The 15,565-nt window shown below is 66.2% G+C and carries 16 protein-coding genes; 8 read left to right on the forward strand and 8 right to left on the reverse strand.

What is annotated here, in order from left to right:
* Positions 1-151: 151 nt before the first annotated feature.
* Both B2747_RS12410 and B2747_RS12415 read left to right on the forward strand, forming a co-directional pair.
* A complete protein-coding gene (locus B2747_RS12410; RefSeq protein ID WP_291161259.1) occupies positions 152-526 on the forward strand; it encodes a hypothetical protein in 375 nt (124 codons plus the stop codon).
* 128 nt (positions 527-654) lie between these two features.
* Complete coding sequence (locus B2747_RS12415) at positions 655-1,704, forward strand: 6-bladed beta-propeller (RefSeq protein WP_291161262.1); 1,050 nt, start codon at positions 655-657, stop codon at positions 1,702-1,704.
* A gap of 88 nt (positions 1,705-1,792) precedes the next feature.
* Here B2747_RS12415 and hisIE read toward each other — a convergent pair whose 3' ends face one another.
* The 8 genes from hisIE to hisG are packed head-to-tail and all read right to left on the reverse strand — an operon-like array spanning position 1,793 to position 9,269.
* Positions 1,793-2,419 (reverse strand): bifunctional phosphoribosyl-AMP cyclohydrolase/phosphoribosyl-ATP diphosphatase HisIE, encoded by a 627-nt coding sequence (hisIE, locus tag B2747_RS12420; RefSeq protein ID WP_291161265.1) that lies wholly within the window; start codon positions 2,417-2,419, stop codon positions 1,793-1,795.
* A complete protein-coding gene (hisN, locus tag B2747_RS12425) occupies positions 2,416-3,204 on the reverse strand; it encodes a histidinol-phosphatase (RefSeq protein WP_291161268.1) in 789 nt (262 codons plus the stop codon). Before hisN ends, hisIE begins: the two co-directional genes overlap by 4 nt.
* Positions 3,201-3,986 (reverse strand): imidazole glycerol phosphate synthase subunit HisF, encoded by a 786-nt coding sequence (hisF, locus tag B2747_RS12430; protein WP_291161271.1) that lies wholly within the window; start codon positions 3,984-3,986, stop codon positions 3,201-3,203. Before hisF ends, hisN begins: the two co-directional genes overlap by 4 nt.
* Positions 3,986-4,561, reverse strand: coding sequence for an imidazoleglycerol-phosphate dehydratase (locus tag B2747_RS12435; protein WP_291161273.1), 576 nt, complete (start codon positions 4,559-4,561; stop codon positions 3,986-3,988). The genes hisF and B2747_RS12435 overlap by 1 nt, the downstream gene beginning before the upstream one ends.
* On the reverse strand, positions 4,558-5,271 hold the full coding sequence (gene hisA / locus B2747_RS12440; protein ID WP_291161276.1) for a 1-(5-phosphoribosyl)-5-[(5-phosphoribosylamino)methylideneamino]imidazole-4-carboxamide isomerase: 714 nt from the start codon (positions 5,269-5,271) through the stop codon (positions 4,558-4,560). Before hisA ends, B2747_RS12435 begins: the two co-directional genes overlap by 4 nt.
* Positions 5,268-5,903 (reverse strand): imidazole glycerol phosphate synthase subunit HisH, encoded by a 636-nt coding sequence (hisH, locus tag B2747_RS12445; RefSeq protein ID WP_291161279.1) that lies wholly within the window; start codon positions 5,901-5,903, stop codon positions 5,268-5,270. The genes hisA and hisH overlap by 4 nt, the downstream gene beginning before the upstream one ends.
* On the reverse strand, positions 5,900-8,383 hold the full coding sequence (gene hisD, locus B2747_RS12450; protein WP_291161282.1) for a histidinol dehydrogenase: 2,484 nt from the start codon (positions 8,381-8,383) through the stop codon (positions 5,900-5,902). Before hisD ends, hisH begins: the two co-directional genes overlap by 4 nt.
* Before the next feature lie 7 nt (positions 8,384-8,390).
* Positions 8,391-9,269 carry an ATP phosphoribosyltransferase gene (hisG, locus tag B2747_RS12455; protein ID WP_291161285.1) on the reverse strand — a complete coding sequence of 293 codons (879 nt, stop codon included), beginning with the start codon at positions 9,267-9,269 and terminating at the stop codon, positions 8,391-8,393.
* A gap of 383 nt (positions 9,270-9,652) precedes the next feature.
* On the opposite strand from hisG, the gene B2747_RS12460 reads away from it, so the two are divergent.
* From B2747_RS12460 to B2747_RS12485, 6 genes are all read left to right on the forward strand, one after another.
* A complete protein-coding gene (locus B2747_RS12460; RefSeq protein ID WP_291161288.1) occupies positions 9,653-10,153 on the forward strand; it encodes a plastocyanin/azurin family copper-binding protein in 501 nt (166 codons plus the stop codon).
* 75 nt (positions 10,154-10,228) lie between these two features.
* Entirely contained in the window at positions 10,229-11,752 is a 1,524-nt protein-coding gene (locus tag B2747_RS12465) for a hypothetical protein (RefSeq protein WP_291161291.1), read from the forward strand.
* Positions 11,753-11,762: 10 nt separating this feature from the next.
* On the forward strand, positions 11,763-12,197 hold the full coding sequence (locus B2747_RS12470) for a DUF6992 family protein (RefSeq protein ID WP_291161294.1): 435 nt from the start codon (positions 11,763-11,765) through the stop codon (positions 12,195-12,197).
* A 101-nt stretch (positions 12,198-12,298) separates the two neighbouring features.
* A complete protein-coding gene (locus tag B2747_RS12475) occupies positions 12,299-12,790 on the forward strand; it encodes a GAF domain-containing protein (protein WP_291161297.1) in 492 nt (163 codons plus the stop codon).
* Positions 12,791-12,895: 105 nt separating this feature from the next.
* Positions 12,896-13,492 carry an HD domain-containing protein gene (locus B2747_RS12480; RefSeq protein WP_291161300.1) on the forward strand — a complete coding sequence of 199 codons (597 nt, stop codon included), beginning with the start codon at positions 12,896-12,898 and terminating at the stop codon, positions 13,490-13,492.
* 56 nt (positions 13,493-13,548) lie between these two features.
* Positions 13,549-15,555: an Ig-like domain-containing protein gene (locus B2747_RS12485; RefSeq protein WP_291161302.1), complete on the forward strand. Its 2,007-nt coding sequence runs from the start codon at positions 13,549-13,551 to the stop codon at positions 15,553-15,555.
* Positions 15,556-15,565: the final 10 nt, after the last annotated feature.

The following is a 15,565-nucleotide window of genomic DNA, read 5'->3' on the forward strand; positions in this document are numbered from 1 at the left end:
CGGCTTTCTCAGCACCCTGTTAGACGTGAGTCGCGCCGGAGTTCCCGGAGACTCAGTTTGGGAATCCCTGGTAGAGGAGCGGCGCGCACTTGCACCGATGCCACTAATGGACGCTACCCGGTCGATACCATATGCAGGTGGCTGGGCGCCGATGACGGGTCGTGTGGAGGCGGTCGATTCCCTTTACCTCACCATCCGAACCCGGAGTGGTGTGCGAGTTGAACCGCTTGCGGCAGTGGATTCCGTGTGGGCCGATCGCTCTGATGGTGGCACACCGGTCGTGTTGGCACTGGCCGTGGTGTGCGGTGTGCTTGGCGGCGTCGTTGGAGGCATTATGGGTGGCCTCATTGGTCGGTCCTTTGATGCAGTGCCGGCCTTTGCTTTGGCCGGGGCAGTAGTCGTGGGCGGGCTGTGCACGGCCAACAGCGGCATGACCGGGGCGAAGTTCGATCAGAGGGAGTTGATATATCCAATACGCGAGGTCAGTTCTCCGCAAACGTCGGGCTTGCTGCCGCCCGATCAATAGCCCACTGGTAGAGAGTGACCAGCGTTGGTGCATCACTGCAAGTAGCAGGCGGGTCTGCAAGTGTAGGCTCAACGTTCTTCACGCACTGAATCCCCAAAGACATGAAAGTTCCAGCTCTCGTTTCACGCATGCCTTCGCTCACAACGGCTCTGGTTCAAATATCGGGCATCGCACTCGCGCTGATTGCACTCTCCGGGTGCTTCGAAAAGAAGAGCGGGACGAACCCATCCGAGACTCCCGCCGGCCCAATGACCTTCTCGACAGGCTTCCTCACGGTTGATTCCGTGCGGCTTGAGTCGACAGATGCAGCACCCATTGCCCGCATCTCGGGCATTGCCGTCGACAGCGGCGGCAGGATAATCATCGCTGACGCATCGGAACGAACCGTGCGGATCTACTCGAGTCAGGGCGAGCTCCTCAAGTCGCTAGGACGGACCGGTGATGGTCCCGGTGAGTTCCGTGAGCCACGATACGTAGTGGCGCTGCCTGGCTCGGAGCTCTTGATTGGCGAGGGTGGAGGGCGTCTTCACCGATATCGCGATGACACCCTGCTGTACTCGGTGCAGATGGACAGCGTCTCATTCATCTCCAGCATGTCACTGGCTCGGCCGGGCGCCATCGTGGTCTCCACCGGCGATCAGCGTGAATCGTCGATTGTGGAATTGAATCTGGAGGGCAAGTTTCAGAGGAGGACTACGGTCTTCAAGGGAATCCCGGTTGGCGAGACTCCGGAAGATCCAAGATGGCAGAGTGTATTCCAGGTGTGGGCTGCCGCATGCGGATCCACTCTGTATGCAGCGGCAACGATAGGGGACAGCATCTGGGAGACTGATTCCGTCGGTGCCATGTGGCGCTCTCACAAGGTGCACTATCAGGGCTACTCTCCCCCGCGACTTCCGTCTCCTGCAAGTCCACCGAATCGCGCGCGACCGTTTGAATCGATCAAGCAATACGATGTCGTTCAGGGTCTCATCTGCGACCCCAAACAGGTCGCATTCACGTATGTTCGCGGTGTGCGGAACTACGGCGATCCGCAGGTGCTCATGATCAGGCGCGGCGAGCAGTGGAGTGCGCACAGTTCGGGTCCGCCTGTCATTCTTCTCCGGTCGGACACCTTGTACAGTCTGTTGCATCCAGGGTCAGACACTACCTGGATTGGGAAGCATGTGCGCCGCTAGGTGTCGAGGCGGGGATGTTATCGCAGAGGAGTCTCCGCACCTACGGTCAAGTAGTCACAGCCAAAAACACCGGGAAATGCTGGCGGCTCTACCCCGCCCTCGCCGCCAGCACCGAGCGCACGTCGTCCACACTGCCGCCCACCGCGCGCAGGGCCACCAGTGCGTGGTACACGAGATCGGCCACCTCCTCCGCCGCGCGCGCCCGATCGCCATCCACACAGGCCGTGGCCAGCTCCACCGCCTCTTCGCCCAACTTCTTGAGGCGCAGGTTGCGATCGCTCAGCAGTTTCTGTGTGTAGCTCGGCTTACCCTCCGCAGCCGGAGCCGCTGCAATGGCTGCCTGACGCGCCGCAATGGTCGCGTCGAGCGCGCCAAACACTTCAGCCCGCAGCGCCTCCTCGCGGAAGCACGACGTGGTGCCTTCATGACAGGCCGGCCCCGCCGGCAGCACACGCGCGAGCACCGCATCGCGGTCACAATCGGCCGTGAGTGACACCACGCGCTGCACGTTGCCGCTGGTGCCACCCTTGTGCCACAGGCCACGACTGCGCGAGTGATAGTGCATCTCGCCCGTGCGCAGGGTGTGCTCCAGCGCCTCGCGGTCGGCATGCGCCACCATGAGCACCACGCCACTGTTGGCGTCCTGCGTGACTACAGTCACGAGGCCGTTGCCCTTGGTGAAGTTGAGGCTGTCGAGATCGAGCAGTGTTGTCATGCGCCAAGAGAGTCGGGCGTGCACAGCACACGCCGCACGTTGTCGGACAGGGCCGCGTTGGTGGCAATCACATCGCCACCAAACGCGGTGGACGCACCACGCCAGTCGGTGAACACACCACCCGCCTCGGTGATGATGGGCGCCACCGCCGCGGAATCCCAGGGGTTCATGATGTCGTCCACCATGATTTCGGCGCGGCCCGTGGCCACCAGCAGATATCCATAGCAGTCGCCCCAGGTGCGGCTCACGCCACACTCTGCCGACAACGCACGCCACGCCTCTCGGCGCAGGGGATGTTCAGGAAAGCGCTCGTCGGTAATGAGCGCCGTAGCCGAAGCCAGCGATGACACGGCGGACACGCGCGCACGCGACCCATTCCACCAGCAGCCCTCACCGGGCGCGGCGGCAATGATCTCGTCCACTACCGGATAGCACGCTGCGCCTGCCAGTACGGTGTCGCCTTCACAGCAGGCCACCAGCGTGCCCCACAGCGGTACACCGCGCACAAAGGCCTTGGTGCCATCGATGGGGTCGAGAATCCAACGCCGACGCGCATCGGGCCGCACGGGTTCGAACTCCTCGCCAAACAAGCCATCCTGCGGGAAGCGCGCAGCAAGCCACTCGCGCGCCTGACGTTCCGCCTCACGATCAGCAATGGTCACCGGCGAGCCGTCGCCCTTGGCTTCCACGTTGAACTCAGCGCGATACCAGCGCATGGCCACCCGCGACGCAAAGCGCGCCACCTCGGCGGCCGCCTGCATGAGCTGCTCTGGCGTTTCGCTCATGCCGCCACGCCAGGTGCAGACGGCGAGCCACGCACCACGAGACCCGCATCACGCATGACCTGCTTGAGTGCCTGCACCGTGGTGAGTCCATCGTGCAGAATGCCCGCCACCAGTACGGCGTCGGCATGGGCCTGCTGCACGGCATCAACCAGGTGCTGCGCCGAGCCGGCGCCGCCCGACGCAATGACGGGCACGTTCACCGCATCGGCCACGGCCCGCGTGATGTCCAGGTCGTAGCCGGTGCGCGCGCCATCACGATCGATGCTGGTGAGCAGAATTTCACCCGCACCGCGTGCCACACATTCCTGTGCCCAGGCCACCGCCTCGAGCGGTGTTTCTTCGCGTCCGCCCTTCACCCACACCTTGTACACGCCGTCGGCGTTCTTCTTGGCATCGATGCTGGCCACCACACACTGCGCACCAAACCGGTCGGCCGCGGCCGTGAGCACCTCAGGGTTGGACACGGCCGCCGAGTTGAGGGACACCTTGTCGGCGCCGGCACGCAGCGCGCGCGCCACATCGTCGGCGGTGCGCACGCCACCACCAATGGTGAGGGGAATGAACAGCTGTTCAGCCGTGCGACGCGCCACATCGAGCAGGGTGGCCCGCTCTTCGGCGCTCGCCGAAATGTCGAGAAAGGTGATTTCGTCGGCGCCCTCGGCTTCGTAGCGCGTGGACAGCGCGACCGGGTCACCCACGTCGCGCAGACCCACGAAGTTCACCCCCTTCACCACGCGTCCGCCCTTCACGTCGAGGCAGACGATGACTCGCCGTGTGAGCATCAGCGCGCCCCGCCTGATGCGGCACCGCCCGAAACATCAAGCTTGACCGCGCCCTTGGTGCTGAACACGGCGCCGGTCTCCACGAGCGCCTCACGCAGCGCAAAGCCCAGGGCCTTGAACGCGGCTTCGATGATGTGATGCCGGTCGGTGCCACGCAACACACGCACGTGAATGGTGGCACGCGCGTTGTCGGCGAACGAACGGAAGAAGTGATCGTAGAGCTTGGCCGGCAGCGGGCCGCGGTAGTAGGGCCGTCCGCCCATGTCCACCACCACCTGCACCAGTGCGTCATCCATGGGCACCGTGCGCTCGCCGTAGCGTGCACAGGTGGCAGGGATGTGCGCGGCAAAGGCCTGGCCAAGCGCGATGGCCACGTCTTCGATGAGGTGATGCCGCAGGTCACCGCGCGCCTGAATGTTGAAGGCCACGCCAGCATAGCGCGAGAGCGCCACCAGCATGTGGTCGAGGAAGGGCTCGGTGGTGGCAATGCTCGACTCCACACCGGCTCCATCGAGGCCGATGCGAATCTGTGTTTCGTTGCTCTCGCGCACCACGACGGTTGCACTGCGGCTCATGCGCCAAACTCCTCGGCAAGTCGGCGTGCATCGATCACGCCCGTGTACAAAGCCATGCCCAGTACCGCGCCGGCCAGGCCGCGGTGTTCGAGCGCTCGCATATCGTCCAACGACGTGACGCCACCGGAGGCCAGCACGGGCCAGCGACTGGCCTCGGCCACGTCTTCCATGAGCGGCAGGTCGGTGCCCTGCATCTGTCCTTCGAGATGCACGGCGGTGACCAGCACACCGGCCAGCGGTAGCGCGTTCAGCTCTTCCACGAAGTCCAGCACATCGAGGCGCGAGGTTTCCGCCCAACCCTTGGTTACCACACGCCGTTCGCGCACATCGGCAGCCACGATGAGCTGGCCGGGAAAACGATTGGCCATCTCCTCGCGCCACGATTCGTCTTCCACGGCGCGCGTGCCCACTACAACAAAACTGGCGCCATCATCGAGCAGACGTTCGATCTGTGCCTCATCTCGCACGCCGCCGCCCACCTGCACGGGCACGCTGGCGTCGCGCAGCAGGTCACGAATGATGTCGCGATTGTTGCCACGCCCTGTGGCGGCGTCGAGATCCACGATGTGGAGACGCGGAAAGCCCGTGCGTGTCCATTCGCGCGCCACCGACAGCGGATCGTCCAGACGAATGCGCTCGGCGTCGTAGTCGCCGCCGACCAACTGCACACAGGAACCGCCGCGGAGATCCACGGCTGGAATGGCGATCATCGCATGCTCCGCTGCTTGGCTGCAAAGTCGAGGAAGGCGCGCACGAAGGCCACGCCGGGAGTGCTGGATTTTTCGGGATGAAACTGCGTGCCGATGACATTGCCGCGCCGCACGCTGGCGGGGAAGCGGTCACCCTCGTGTTCACTCCACGCGGTCACAAAGGCTTCGCCGTCTGCTGTGGGCCGACACACGTAGCTGTTGGCGTAGTAGGCCGTGTCGAGTGCACTGTTGGTGAGCAGCGCGTCGCGCACGTCCTGCAGACCGTTCCAGCCAATCTGCGGTACACGCGTGGCTTCGAGACGCTGCACGCGGCCAGGTACGATGCCCAGGCCTTCGCCCGGGCCTTCGTCACTGGCGTCGAACAGGAGCTGCATGCCGAGACAGATGCCAAGGGCCGGCAGACCATTTTGCAGGGCCTCGCGCATGGGCGCGAGACCCGGCGCGAGGCGTTCGGCGGCGGGCGCGAAGGCGCCGACACCGGGCAGAATGAGTGCGTCGGTGTTGCGCACCGCGGCTGCGGGGTCGGTATCTACACGTACTTCCGCACCACCCGCCTCAAGCGACTTGATGAGCGAGTGCAGATTGCCGGCTCCGTAGTCGAACACGGAAGCACGAACGGTGGGCGTGCTCATGCGCGATTCTCCTGTGCCGCGCCTTGCGGTATGGCGCCAAGCCGCACAGCGTCCTGCCGCACCGCGTCAAACGCCGCAAGAAACTGTTCGACCTGCTCCCACGGCCCCACGCTGATGCGCAGCGTGTCACCAACGTGCGGCAAGCCCGGGAACGGTCGCGCCGCCACACCACGCTCGCGCAAGGCCTGACCAAAGGCCACGCTGTCTGCCACCGGCACGCACACGTAGTTGGCGTGCGAGGTCAGTGGCGCATAGCCACGCGCGCGCAGCGCTTCAATGAGGCGTTCACGATTGCGCACGGCCAGCGCGACATGCTCGTCAATCCACAGGCGGTCATCACGCAGCGCCGAGAGTGCGGCCTGCTCGGCCAGCGCACTCAGCTTGTACGGGCCGCGTGACTTCTCCACGTCGCGCACCAATGCGGGGGCGCCAATGGCATAGCCAATGCGCAGTCCCGCGAGGCCAAAGGCCTTGGACATGGTGCGAATGACGAGCAGGTTGTCCACGGTGTTGGCGAGATCGACGGCCGAGACGCCCGCAAACTCAGCGTAGGCTTCGTCGAGGAATACCACACCCGGTGCTTCACGCACCGCGCGCTCGATGGTGGCGCGCGCCGTGACGGCGCCGGTGGGATTGTTGGGGCTGCAGAGATAGAGAATGCGTGGCTTCGCGGCCAGCAGCGCGTCGATGTCTGGCTGGTGGTCAGCGCGCTCGGTGACGCCCACGTAGCGCAGCCCGTTCATCTGCGCGAAGATGGGAATCATGGCAAACGAGGGCTCGCTGGCTGCCACGACACTGCCCGGCTCACCAAAGGCGCGCATGGCGCTGTCGAGAATGTCGTCGGAGCCGCAACCGGTTACGAGCCGCTCCGGCGTGCTGCCCACATACGCGGCCAGTTCCGCCTTGAGGTCAGCGGCATAGAGCGACGGGTAGCGTGTGATGCGCGATACCGGCGCTTCACGCAGCGTGCGTTCTGCCGAGGGTGGCAAGCCCCACAAGTTGGTGTTGTCGGTGAGATCGAGCGCTACGGGCGCACGCTTGGGGTCGTAGAGCGGCACAGCATCGTACAGCGCGCGTGCAAAGGCGAGGCGATCGCGTGGCTCTTCTGACTGCGCCGATATCGACGTGTTGCCCGACGCACCCGCCCAGGCCCGCGCCGCTGCTGCGTGCGCGGGCAGTCCTTCGGCATCGGCAAAACGTCCCACGTCGTCGGCCAGAGACGCCGCGGCAGCCGGCGTGACTTCCTGCCATGTGGTCCAGCGTACGAAGTCGAGCGTGGAGAGGCCCGAGTAACTGCGGCCGGCACCAGCCGTGGGCAGCACGTGATTGGCGCCCGTCATGTAATCGCCGTAGGCCACCGAGCTCGACGCGCCCACGAAAATCGTTCCGGCAGCGCGAAGCAGGTCGAGCGTGGACTGACGCAGCGCATCACGCACCACCAGCAGCAGGTGTTCGGCGGCCCAGGCGTTGGCAAAGTTCACCGCCTCGTCGCGCGTGGTGCACCACACCACGCCACCGCGCGCGGCGAGTGATGCCCGCACCACCTCACCGCGCGGCGTGGTGGCCACCTGACGCTCGAGCGCATCGCGCAGTCCCGCCGCCTGCGACGCTACAGCGCCCCCGTCACCAAACAATACGGCCAGCACGGCAGCATCAGGGTCGTGCTCGGCCTGCGCGAGCATTTCGCGCGCGATGGCCTCCACATCGGCACTGCTATCGGCAAGCACGAGCAACTCACTGGGCCCCGCCGGTGCATCGATGGCCACCTGATTCACCACCTGCAACTTGGCCTCGGCCACATAGGCGTTGCCCGGCCCCATGATGCGATCGACACGCGGCACGGACGCGGTGCCGTAGGCCATGGCGGCGACGGCACCGGCACCGCCCAGCACGAACACGCGATCGACCTGTGCGAGTGCGGCCGCGGCCAGCACCACCGGCGAGGGCTGTCCATCAGCGCCTGGCGGTGTGCACACAATCACTTCACGCACACCGGCCACGCGCGCGGGAATGGCGCCCATGAGCAGCGAACTCGGATAGGCCGCACGACCACCGGGTGCGTAAATGCCAACGCGTTCGAGCGGATCGGGACGACGGCCCACGGTGATGCCCGGCTCGGGACTGGTGATGGTCTCTGTGGGCCGGAAGGCTGCGTGCACGCTGGCGATGTTGCGCGCGGCGCGTTCGAGCGAGGCGCGCAGCGATGGATCGAGTGCCGCGAGCGCGGCATCCCATGCGGCGCGTGGTACATCGAGGCGCTCAAGCGACACGTCAGGTGACACGCCATCGAAGCGACGCGCCATCTCGCGCAGCGCGTCGTCGCCGCGTGTGCGCACGTCGTCGATGATGGCGCGCGTGCGTTCACGCACGCCGGGGTCGGTGGTACTGCTGCGATCTTCGAGCGCGCGGCGTGTGTCGGCGTCGAGCGACGACAGCGCACCAAACGCGCGCAGCGCGAGGGCCGTGGTGACGATGGTCATGACTGGCTCAGGGCACCAGGCGTTCGATGCGCGTGACGAGAATGCCTTCGGCACCCAAGGCACGCAGCTGCGAGATGGTGCGATAGATCGTGTCGGCGGCCACGACGGCGTGCACCGCCACGAAGGTGCCGTGATTGGCAATGTCGATGACGGTGGGACCATTGAGGCCCGGCAGCACCTCACGCACGGCCTGCAGCGCGGTGCGCGGCACGTTGGCCATGAGATAACGTTGACCACGCGCGCGAATGACCGATGCCAGCGCCGTCACGAGATCCTCCATCTCACGCGCACGCGCGACATCGCCGCCACGCGGTCCGCCCGTCGCCGTGATGAGATGCGCGCTCGAGCGCAGCACGGTGTCCACTTCGCGCAGTCCATTCACGCGCAGCGTGGAGCCCGTCGACGTGAGATCCACCACCACATCGGCAATGCCCAAGTGCGGTGCGATTTCCGCCGCGCCCGACACCGGCACGATGTCGACCGGTCGGCCGCGTTCGGCAAAGAAGCGGCGCGCGATGTTGGGGAACACCGTGGCCACGCGCGCCGGGGCGCCGTCCTGCCCGATGTCGTCTACCGACTTCACCCCGGCATCCTCCCGGGCTGCGACCACCAGCCGGCAGCGCCCGAAGCCGAGGTCGAGGTGCGACACGAGGTCGCGTCCCGACTCGCTCACGAGATCCCAGCCGGTCACGCCGGCGTCGGCTGCCCCGTCGGCCACGAACTCGGGAATGTCCTGGGCCCGCACGAAAATCGCTTCGAACTCACCGCCGAGGGACGCGGTGAGGGCCCGTTCGCCGGAGGAGCGGACTTCAAGTCCGGCGTCGTTGAAGAGCTCACGGGTGTCCTCGCTGAGGCGGCCCTTGTTCGGTAACGCGATGCGCAGCATGGAGTTGGCTTCGTAGAGGTCAGAAGTACGGAACGGCGGGTCTCTCGGGGCATCCGGTGCCGGGCAACAAAAAAGGCCCGTCCGAATGGACGGGCCTGAGGTCGCCGTGGTTCCGGGGAGCGAACGCGATCTGCTACCCCATAACGCACAAGGCGCCCTGACCCGTCGGGCCATGGCCATGATGCGTATGATGGTGCGCGGAACGGAAAGCAGGCATAGTCCGTTGAGGCTAGCGCGTGGGTTCCGGGGCGTCAAGGGGACGAACCGTAGGGGACTTGGCGCCAGGGGACTTTGTGAATAACTTCACAAGGCTCGCAGGGCCCTGCGAGCACAGGACTCTCCTGTAGAAGAATTCTTCGATTAGGCTCTGGAGGCCTCTCGACATGCGGTTTCTCGGCTTTGCGGTGGTGACGGGCGCGGCGATCCTGCTCGGCGCGTGCGGTGGTGGTGACAGTGCGACGACGGACACGGCCGCAGCGGCCGCTCCGGCGGCTGACTCGGCGCCCGCGGCGGCGGCGGCTCCGGCCGGCGCTCCGGCGGCGATCACGGGCACGACGCACACGATCAACATGGTGGGTGATGGTCAGGGCTATCGCTACGAGCCCGCGGAAATCACGATCAAGGCCGGCGACGGCATCCGCTTCGTGATGGTCAGCGGCGGCCCGCACAACGTGGCCTTCGACCCGGCCACGCTGTCGCCGGAAGCGAAGTCGGCCCTCCTGGCCAACATGCCGGAGCAGGCTGGTGAGCTGTCGGGCAAGATGCTGCTCAACCCGGACGAGGCCTACGTGGTGTCGTTCGCGAACGTCCCGGCTGGCACGTACGACTTCTTCTGCACGCCGCACCTCGCCATGAACATGAAGGGCAAGGTCACGGTCCAGTAAGTCGCAAGACTTCTGCAGGACCCGAAGGGCCGACGCACACGCGTCGGCCCTTCGTGCATTTCACTAGCTTTGAGCATGGCGTCGTACGGCTCTGCCACGTCCCGGCCCGCGATTTCGCGCACACTCTGGTTGCGCGCCCGCACTCGCAATGCGTTGCGTCGCGGTCTGCTCATTGGCAGTGTGAGCATGCTGACCATGGTGGTCATGCTGCTGGTGCTCGTGCTCATTCCGCGGCGAGCCGATCAAGTGCTCGCAGAGGCGCTGCGCCAGGTGCCTGCCGACGCGGACACGCTGCGTTGGCTGCGCGCGCTCACTGAAGCGCGCAGCGCCGAGCAACTGGCGACGCAGCAACTCGATTCGCTGCGTGCGCGGGCGGCGCGTGAGGACTCGCTCGGCGCGCTGGTGGCGCGTGCGCGGAGCGCGCCATTGATGGAGAGTTATCGCGCGCTGGCCGAGTCGCCGGTGCTGCGCGAGGATGCGCGTGCGCAGTCGCTGTTTGTCGATATGGCGCGACTGGATACGGCGCGCGCAGCCAGCGCCGCGTTGAGTGGACCCGACGCACGGTACGCCACACTCACGCGTGAGCTGGTGGCCCGTGGCAGTGAACTGGTCGCCCGCGCCGAATCCCTGCAGGTGTCGGACAGCATGCCGGTGGATTCGTCGGTGATCCTGGCACAGGGCGCCGCCATTCAGGCCGCCGCGTTGGCCGACTCCAATCTGTCTGCAGCCAGATCGGCGAATGCGGCGCGCGCTGAAGAGCGTGCGGCCCTGCGGGCGCAGCACAGTGTGCTGCTGCCGCCCTGGGTGATGGTGATTGCGGCAGCCGTGATTGGCGTGGCCGTTGGCATGCTGGTGGCGCTGTGGCGCGAGTTCCGGCAGCCCGTGGTAGCCGACGCCGTGGAATTGAGTGCACGCACCGGACTGCGTGTGCTGGATGCGTCGGCCGATCACCAGGAGGCGTGGTCGCTGCTGCACCTCCTGTTGTCGAATACCGGCGATGTCGTGCCTCAGGTGCACGTGCTGGCGCAGGAGCCGGTGTTGGCCGGTCAGGCGGCCGTGCAACTGGCCGCGGTGGCGGCGCGTGAATCGCGCGCGACGGTGCTGGTTGATGGCACCAGGCGCGGGCGCACCCTGGAACCACTGCTCGCGCAGGCGCCGCGTCGTCGCGCCGAGCACCGCGCCGAGCGTCGGCCTGATCTTGCTGATGATGCGGACTTCCTCTGGGATGACAGTCAGGCGCTGATTGTTGGTCCGGATCAGGTGGTCGATCTGTTGTGGCCGGATCGTGGTGCGCGATTGTCGGCCGTGGCCGAACCATTGCGTCGTCAGCTGGGCGGCTACGATCTGGTTGTGCTGCTGTCCGATCAGGCCGAACCGCGCACGGTGCCGGCGGTGCGTGATGTGGTGCTGGTGCTGCGCGCGGGGGTGACGCCGATAGCCTGGCTGGACGCGGCGCTTCGGAGCCTTGTTGCGGCGGGACGTCAGCCCCGGGCGCTGGTGCTGTGGACAGGGGCGCGGCCCCTGAACTTTTCTCAGGTCATGGCCGGGGGGGGCGCGACTGCGCCGAACAGGCTGGTCGCATCGGGGCGGCCCGGCTAGTCTCCGCAGCATGTGGGCAGACACTCTGTTGGGCCTCGAACAGGGGCATGTGCTGCGGCTCGCGGTGTGGGCGGCCGCGTGCATCGTGGGCGGAACGGCGGTGCTGGCGGCGGTCATCGTGCGCCGCATGGACGCGCCCATGCTGCGACATTTTGGCATCCAGACGGCGGCATGGGGCGCAGTGAACGGTCTCATTGCCCTCTGGGCCTGGCGTGGTCTGACGCTGCGTGACTTTGCCGGAGCGCAGCGTCTCGTCAACTTTCTCTGGCTGAACACCGGGCTCGATATCGGGTATGCTGCGGTCGGTGTCACCCTCATGCTCACGGGGTGGCGTCTCGGGCGTCGTCTCGGACTGGTTGGTGCCGGCTTCGCCGTCTGCATCCAGGGCCTTGTACTGGCCTTGCTCGACTACCGCCTCATCGTGCTCATCGGCCCGCTGCGCTGAACGGTTGCCGCGAACGGTTGCCGCCTGTTTGCCGCGTGGGACGCGTGCTCTTGCTCCGCTGATTCATCGCTGGTTTTTCGCTGATCCTTCGCTGATCCATCATGGAACCCGTCATTCCCGATCTGCGCGCGGTCCCGCGCGAAGACGCCTACCGCCAGCTGCTCGAGATGCAGTCGCTGCTGCTCGAGGGCAGCACCGACGTGATTGCCGGCATGGCCACAACGGCCACGCTGCTGCATCACGCCTTCGGCTATCTCTGGACGGGCTTCTATCGGGTGGTGGAGCCGGGCCAGCTGTTGCGCGTGGGTCCGTATCAGGGCTCACTGGGTTGTCAGGAAATCGCCTTTGGTCGCGGCGTATGTGGAACGGCGGCGGCCGAGCGACGCACCGTGGTGGTGCCGGACGTTCACGCCTTCCCCGGTCATATTGCCTGCGACGCGCGTTCGGCCAGCGAGATCGTCGTGCCGGTGCAGAATGCCCGGGGTGAGCTCATTGCCGTCCTCGACATCGATTCGCCGGTGCCGGACAGTTTCGGGGATGCCGATGTGGCCGGCCTCGAACAATTGGTGGCCTGGTTCGCCCGCACGGCGTAAGTTCGCGTACACTCGCACACGCACGACCCACACTCCGGACGGCGTGTGGCGGCGGCTGGCGCCGTCTCGGTGCCGTATCGCCTCCCTGCCCAGCACACGGGATCCATGACCGGGTACTCCGATCGGATCAACCATGCCTTCGCCTTTGCGGCGAAGCATCATGACCAGCAGGTTCGCAAGGGCACACGACTGCCCTACCTCACGCATCCGGCCAACGTGGCCATCATCCTCACGCGCTACGGCTGCAGTGAGGACACGGTGGTGGCCGGCATCCTGCACGACGTGGTGGAGGACTGCGTGCGGGAGGGCATGACCCGCGAGATGCTCGAAGAACGCATCGGCCGCAAGTTCGGCAACACGGTGCTGAACGCCGTGCTGGCCGTGACGCAGCGCAAGCACGATGACGACGGCATTGAGTTGTCGTCGGACGATCGCAAGGCGGATTATCTCGAACGACTGGGCCGCGCCGACGGCGAAGCGCTCTGGGTGTGTGCGGCCGACAAGCTGCACAACGCCAACAGTGTGCTGTCCGATCTGCGTCGCACGGCCTTCCCCGAAACGGTGTGGGGACGTTTTGCCGCCGGCCGCGAAGGCACGGTGCGCTGGTACCGCCGTGTGGTCGACCGCCTGCGCGAAGTCGGCTTTCACGCGCCCATTGTCGATGAGCTCGAGGCCGCGGCGCTGGGGCTCGAGCAGGCCTGAGCCATTGGCCTGAGCCATTGGCCTGAGCTGTTACCAACTCACCGGAGATTCGCCTCATGTTGTTGATGCTGCTGTCCGCCACGATGTTGCAGGCTCCGTCGCAGCCGCCGGCCAACGGCGCCCGTCTCGAAGTCACACCGGCCGAACCGGTGGTGATTGCGCAGGACACGCTGCGTCTCAAGGCACGCGTACTCGGCGCCGACGGGCAGCCGCTCACCAACGCGCAGGTGCGCTTCGTTGGCGCCGGTGGAGTGTTTGAAGGCCGCGTGATGCCCGATGGTCTGGTGATGTCGGGCTCCACGGGCACGCTGCCGGTAACGGTGGTGGCGCAGGTGCCGGGTCAGCCGACCATCACGCAGCGGGTGGAAGTGCGCATGGTACCCGGTCCGGCGGCGCGCATTGCACTCGATGGGGCGCCGACGCGTTTGGTGGGTGGTCAGCGCATCGCGCTCACGCCCAGGGTGTTCAGCGCGGCCGGTGACGCGCGCGCCGACCGCGTGACCTGGAGCAGCAGCAATCCGGCCGTCGCGGTGGTGAACGCCGATGGTCTGCTGGAAGCCAAGGCCGTGGGACGGGCCACGCTCACCGCGCGTGTGGATCAGGCGGTGCAGACGCACACGGTGCAGGTGGTGGCGGCGCGCGTTGGTGCGTTCAGCATTACGCCGAGCAGCAAGGAGGCGCGCACGGGCGACGTGATCCGGTTTGCGGTCAATGCGCGCGACGCGGCCGGCAAGCCGATTACCGGCGTCACGCCCAGCTGGAGCTTCAGCCCGGGGCAGGGCGTCATCGACAGCGATGGCGCCTTCACGGGCTACGAAGGCGGCACGTATGTGGTGACGGCCACACTGGGCACGCAGAGTGCGCAGACCGTCATTCGTCTGACGCCGCGTGATGTGCGTCGTCCGGCCACGGTGGTGGGCCGTCTGCCGCGCACGGGCTTCACCACCGAAGAGGTGTGGTTGCACCCCACGCGCGAAATCGCCTACCTCGGCACGGGCTCGGGCGGCGACCGCATGTTCACCATCGACATCAGCAACAAGGCCAAGCCGGTGGTCACGGACAGCATTGTCGAGAACACGCGTCGCGTGAACGACATCATGACCAATCCGTCGGGCTCGCATCTGGTGTTCACGCGTGAAGGCGCGAGCGACCGCAAGAACGGCATCGTCATCGCGTCACTTGAAGATCCGCTGCACCCGAAGAAGTGCGCCGACTTCACCGAAGGACTCACGGGCGGCGTGCACAGCACCTTCGTCTACAAGCAGGAGAAGTTCGGGACGCACATCTACCTCACGAACGATGGCACCGGCGCCATTCACATCATCGACTGGAACGATCCGTGCAATCCGAAGACGGCGGCGGTGTGGAAGACGCCTCGTCCGGACGCGGGGCGTTCGCTGCATGACATCGATGTGCAGGATGGCCTGGCCTACCTGAGTTACTGGAACGACGGCCTCGTGATTCTCGACATCGGCAATGGCGTGAAGGGCGGGTCGCCCAGCAACCCGCAGCTGGTGTCGCAGTACAAGTACGACCTCAACGACCTGTATCGTCAGGTGGAAGCGGCTGGCGGCCCCGGGTTCATCCGCGGCACGCACACGGCGTGGCGTCACAAGAACTATGTGTTCATCGCCGACGAAGTCTTCCCGGCGTCGCCGGTGAAGGGCGCGAAGGACGCCTCGGCGGGCCGCGCCTACGGTCGTCTGCAGGTCATCGATGTGTCGGACATCGCCAAGCCGCGCAGCGTGGCGTTCTACGAGCCGGAGTTCGGCGGCGTGCACAACGTGTGGGTGGCGGGTGACACGCTGTACATGGGTGCGTACAACGCGGGCTTCCGCGCCTTTGACATCAGCGGTGAACTGCGCGGCGACCTGCGCGCGCAGCAGCGCGAGATGGTGCATGTGCACACGGCCGATCTCGATGGCTACGTGAAGAACGCGGCCATGACCTGGGGTGTGGTGGTGCGCAACGGCCTGGCCTACGTGAACGACATGTACAACGGGCTGTGGATCGTGCGCATGGAACCCAAGCCCGAGCCCAAGAAGAACGCCATCGTGCCATGAGGAGCCTGGG

This window comes from Gemmatimonas sp. UBA7669, from assembly GCF_002483225.1.
Lineage (GTDB): Bacteria > Gemmatimonadota > Gemmatimonadetes > Gemmatimonadales > Gemmatimonadaceae > Gemmatimonas.

Bases quoted from the DNA above. Each gene is read 5' to 3' on its own strand.
- B2747_RS12475 (WP_291161297.1), top strand. From the start codon at position 12,299: ATGGAACCCGTCATTCCCGATCTGCGCGCGGTCCCGCGCGAAGACGCC.
- B2747_RS12465 (WP_291161291.1), top strand. From the start codon at position 10,229: ATGGCGTCGTACGGCTCTGCCACGTCCCGGCCCGCGATTTCGCGCACA.
- B2747_RS12435 (WP_291161273.1), bottom strand. From the start codon at position 4,561: ATGAGCCGCAGTGCAACCGTCGTGGTGCGCGAGAGCAACGAAACACAG.
- hisH (WP_291161279.1), bottom strand. From the start codon at position 5,903: ATGAGCACGCCCACCGTTCGTGCTTCCGTGTTCGACTACGGAGCCGGC.
- B2747_RS12415 (WP_291161262.1), top strand. From the start codon at position 655: ATGCCTTCGCTCACAACGGCTCTGGTTCAAATATCGGGCATCGCACTC.
- B2747_RS12480 (WP_291161300.1), top strand. From the start codon at position 12,896: ATGACCGGGTACTCCGATCGGATCAACCATGCCTTCGCCTTTGCGGCG.
- B2747_RS12485 (WP_291161302.1), top strand. From the start codon at position 13,549: ATGTTGTTGATGCTGCTGTCCGCCACGATGTTGCAGGCTCCGTCGCAG.
- hisF (WP_291161271.1), bottom strand. From the start codon at position 3,986: ATGCTCACACGGCGAGTCATCGTCTGCCTCGACGTGAAGGGCGGACGC.
- B2747_RS12460 (WP_291161288.1), top strand. From the start codon at position 9,653: ATGCGGTTTCTCGGCTTTGCGGTGGTGACGGGCGCGGCGATCCTGCTC.
- hisG (WP_291161285.1), bottom strand. From the start codon at position 9,269: ATGCTGCGCATCGCGTTACCGAACAAGGGCCGCCTCAGCGAGGACACC.
- hisD (WP_291161282.1), bottom strand. From the start codon at position 8,383: ATGACCATCGTCACCACGGCCCTCGCGCTGCGCGCGTTTGGTGCGCTG.
- B2747_RS12470 (WP_291161294.1), top strand. From the start codon at position 11,763: ATGTGGGCAGACACTCTGTTGGGCCTCGAACAGGGGCATGTGCTGCGG.
- hisIE (WP_291161265.1), bottom strand. From the start codon at position 2,419: ATGACAACACTGCTCGATCTCGACAGCCTCAACTTCACCAAGGGCAAC.
- hisN (WP_291161268.1), bottom strand. From the start codon at position 3,204: ATGAGCGAAACGCCAGAGCAGCTCATGCAGGCGGCCGCCGAGGTGGCG.
- B2747_RS12410 (WP_291161259.1), top strand. From the start codon at position 152: ATGACGGGTCGTGTGGAGGCGGTCGATTCCCTTTACCTCACCATCCGA.
- hisA (WP_291161276.1), bottom strand. From the start codon at position 5,271: ATGATCGCCATTCCAGCCGTGGATCTCCGCGGCGGTTCCTGTGTGCAG.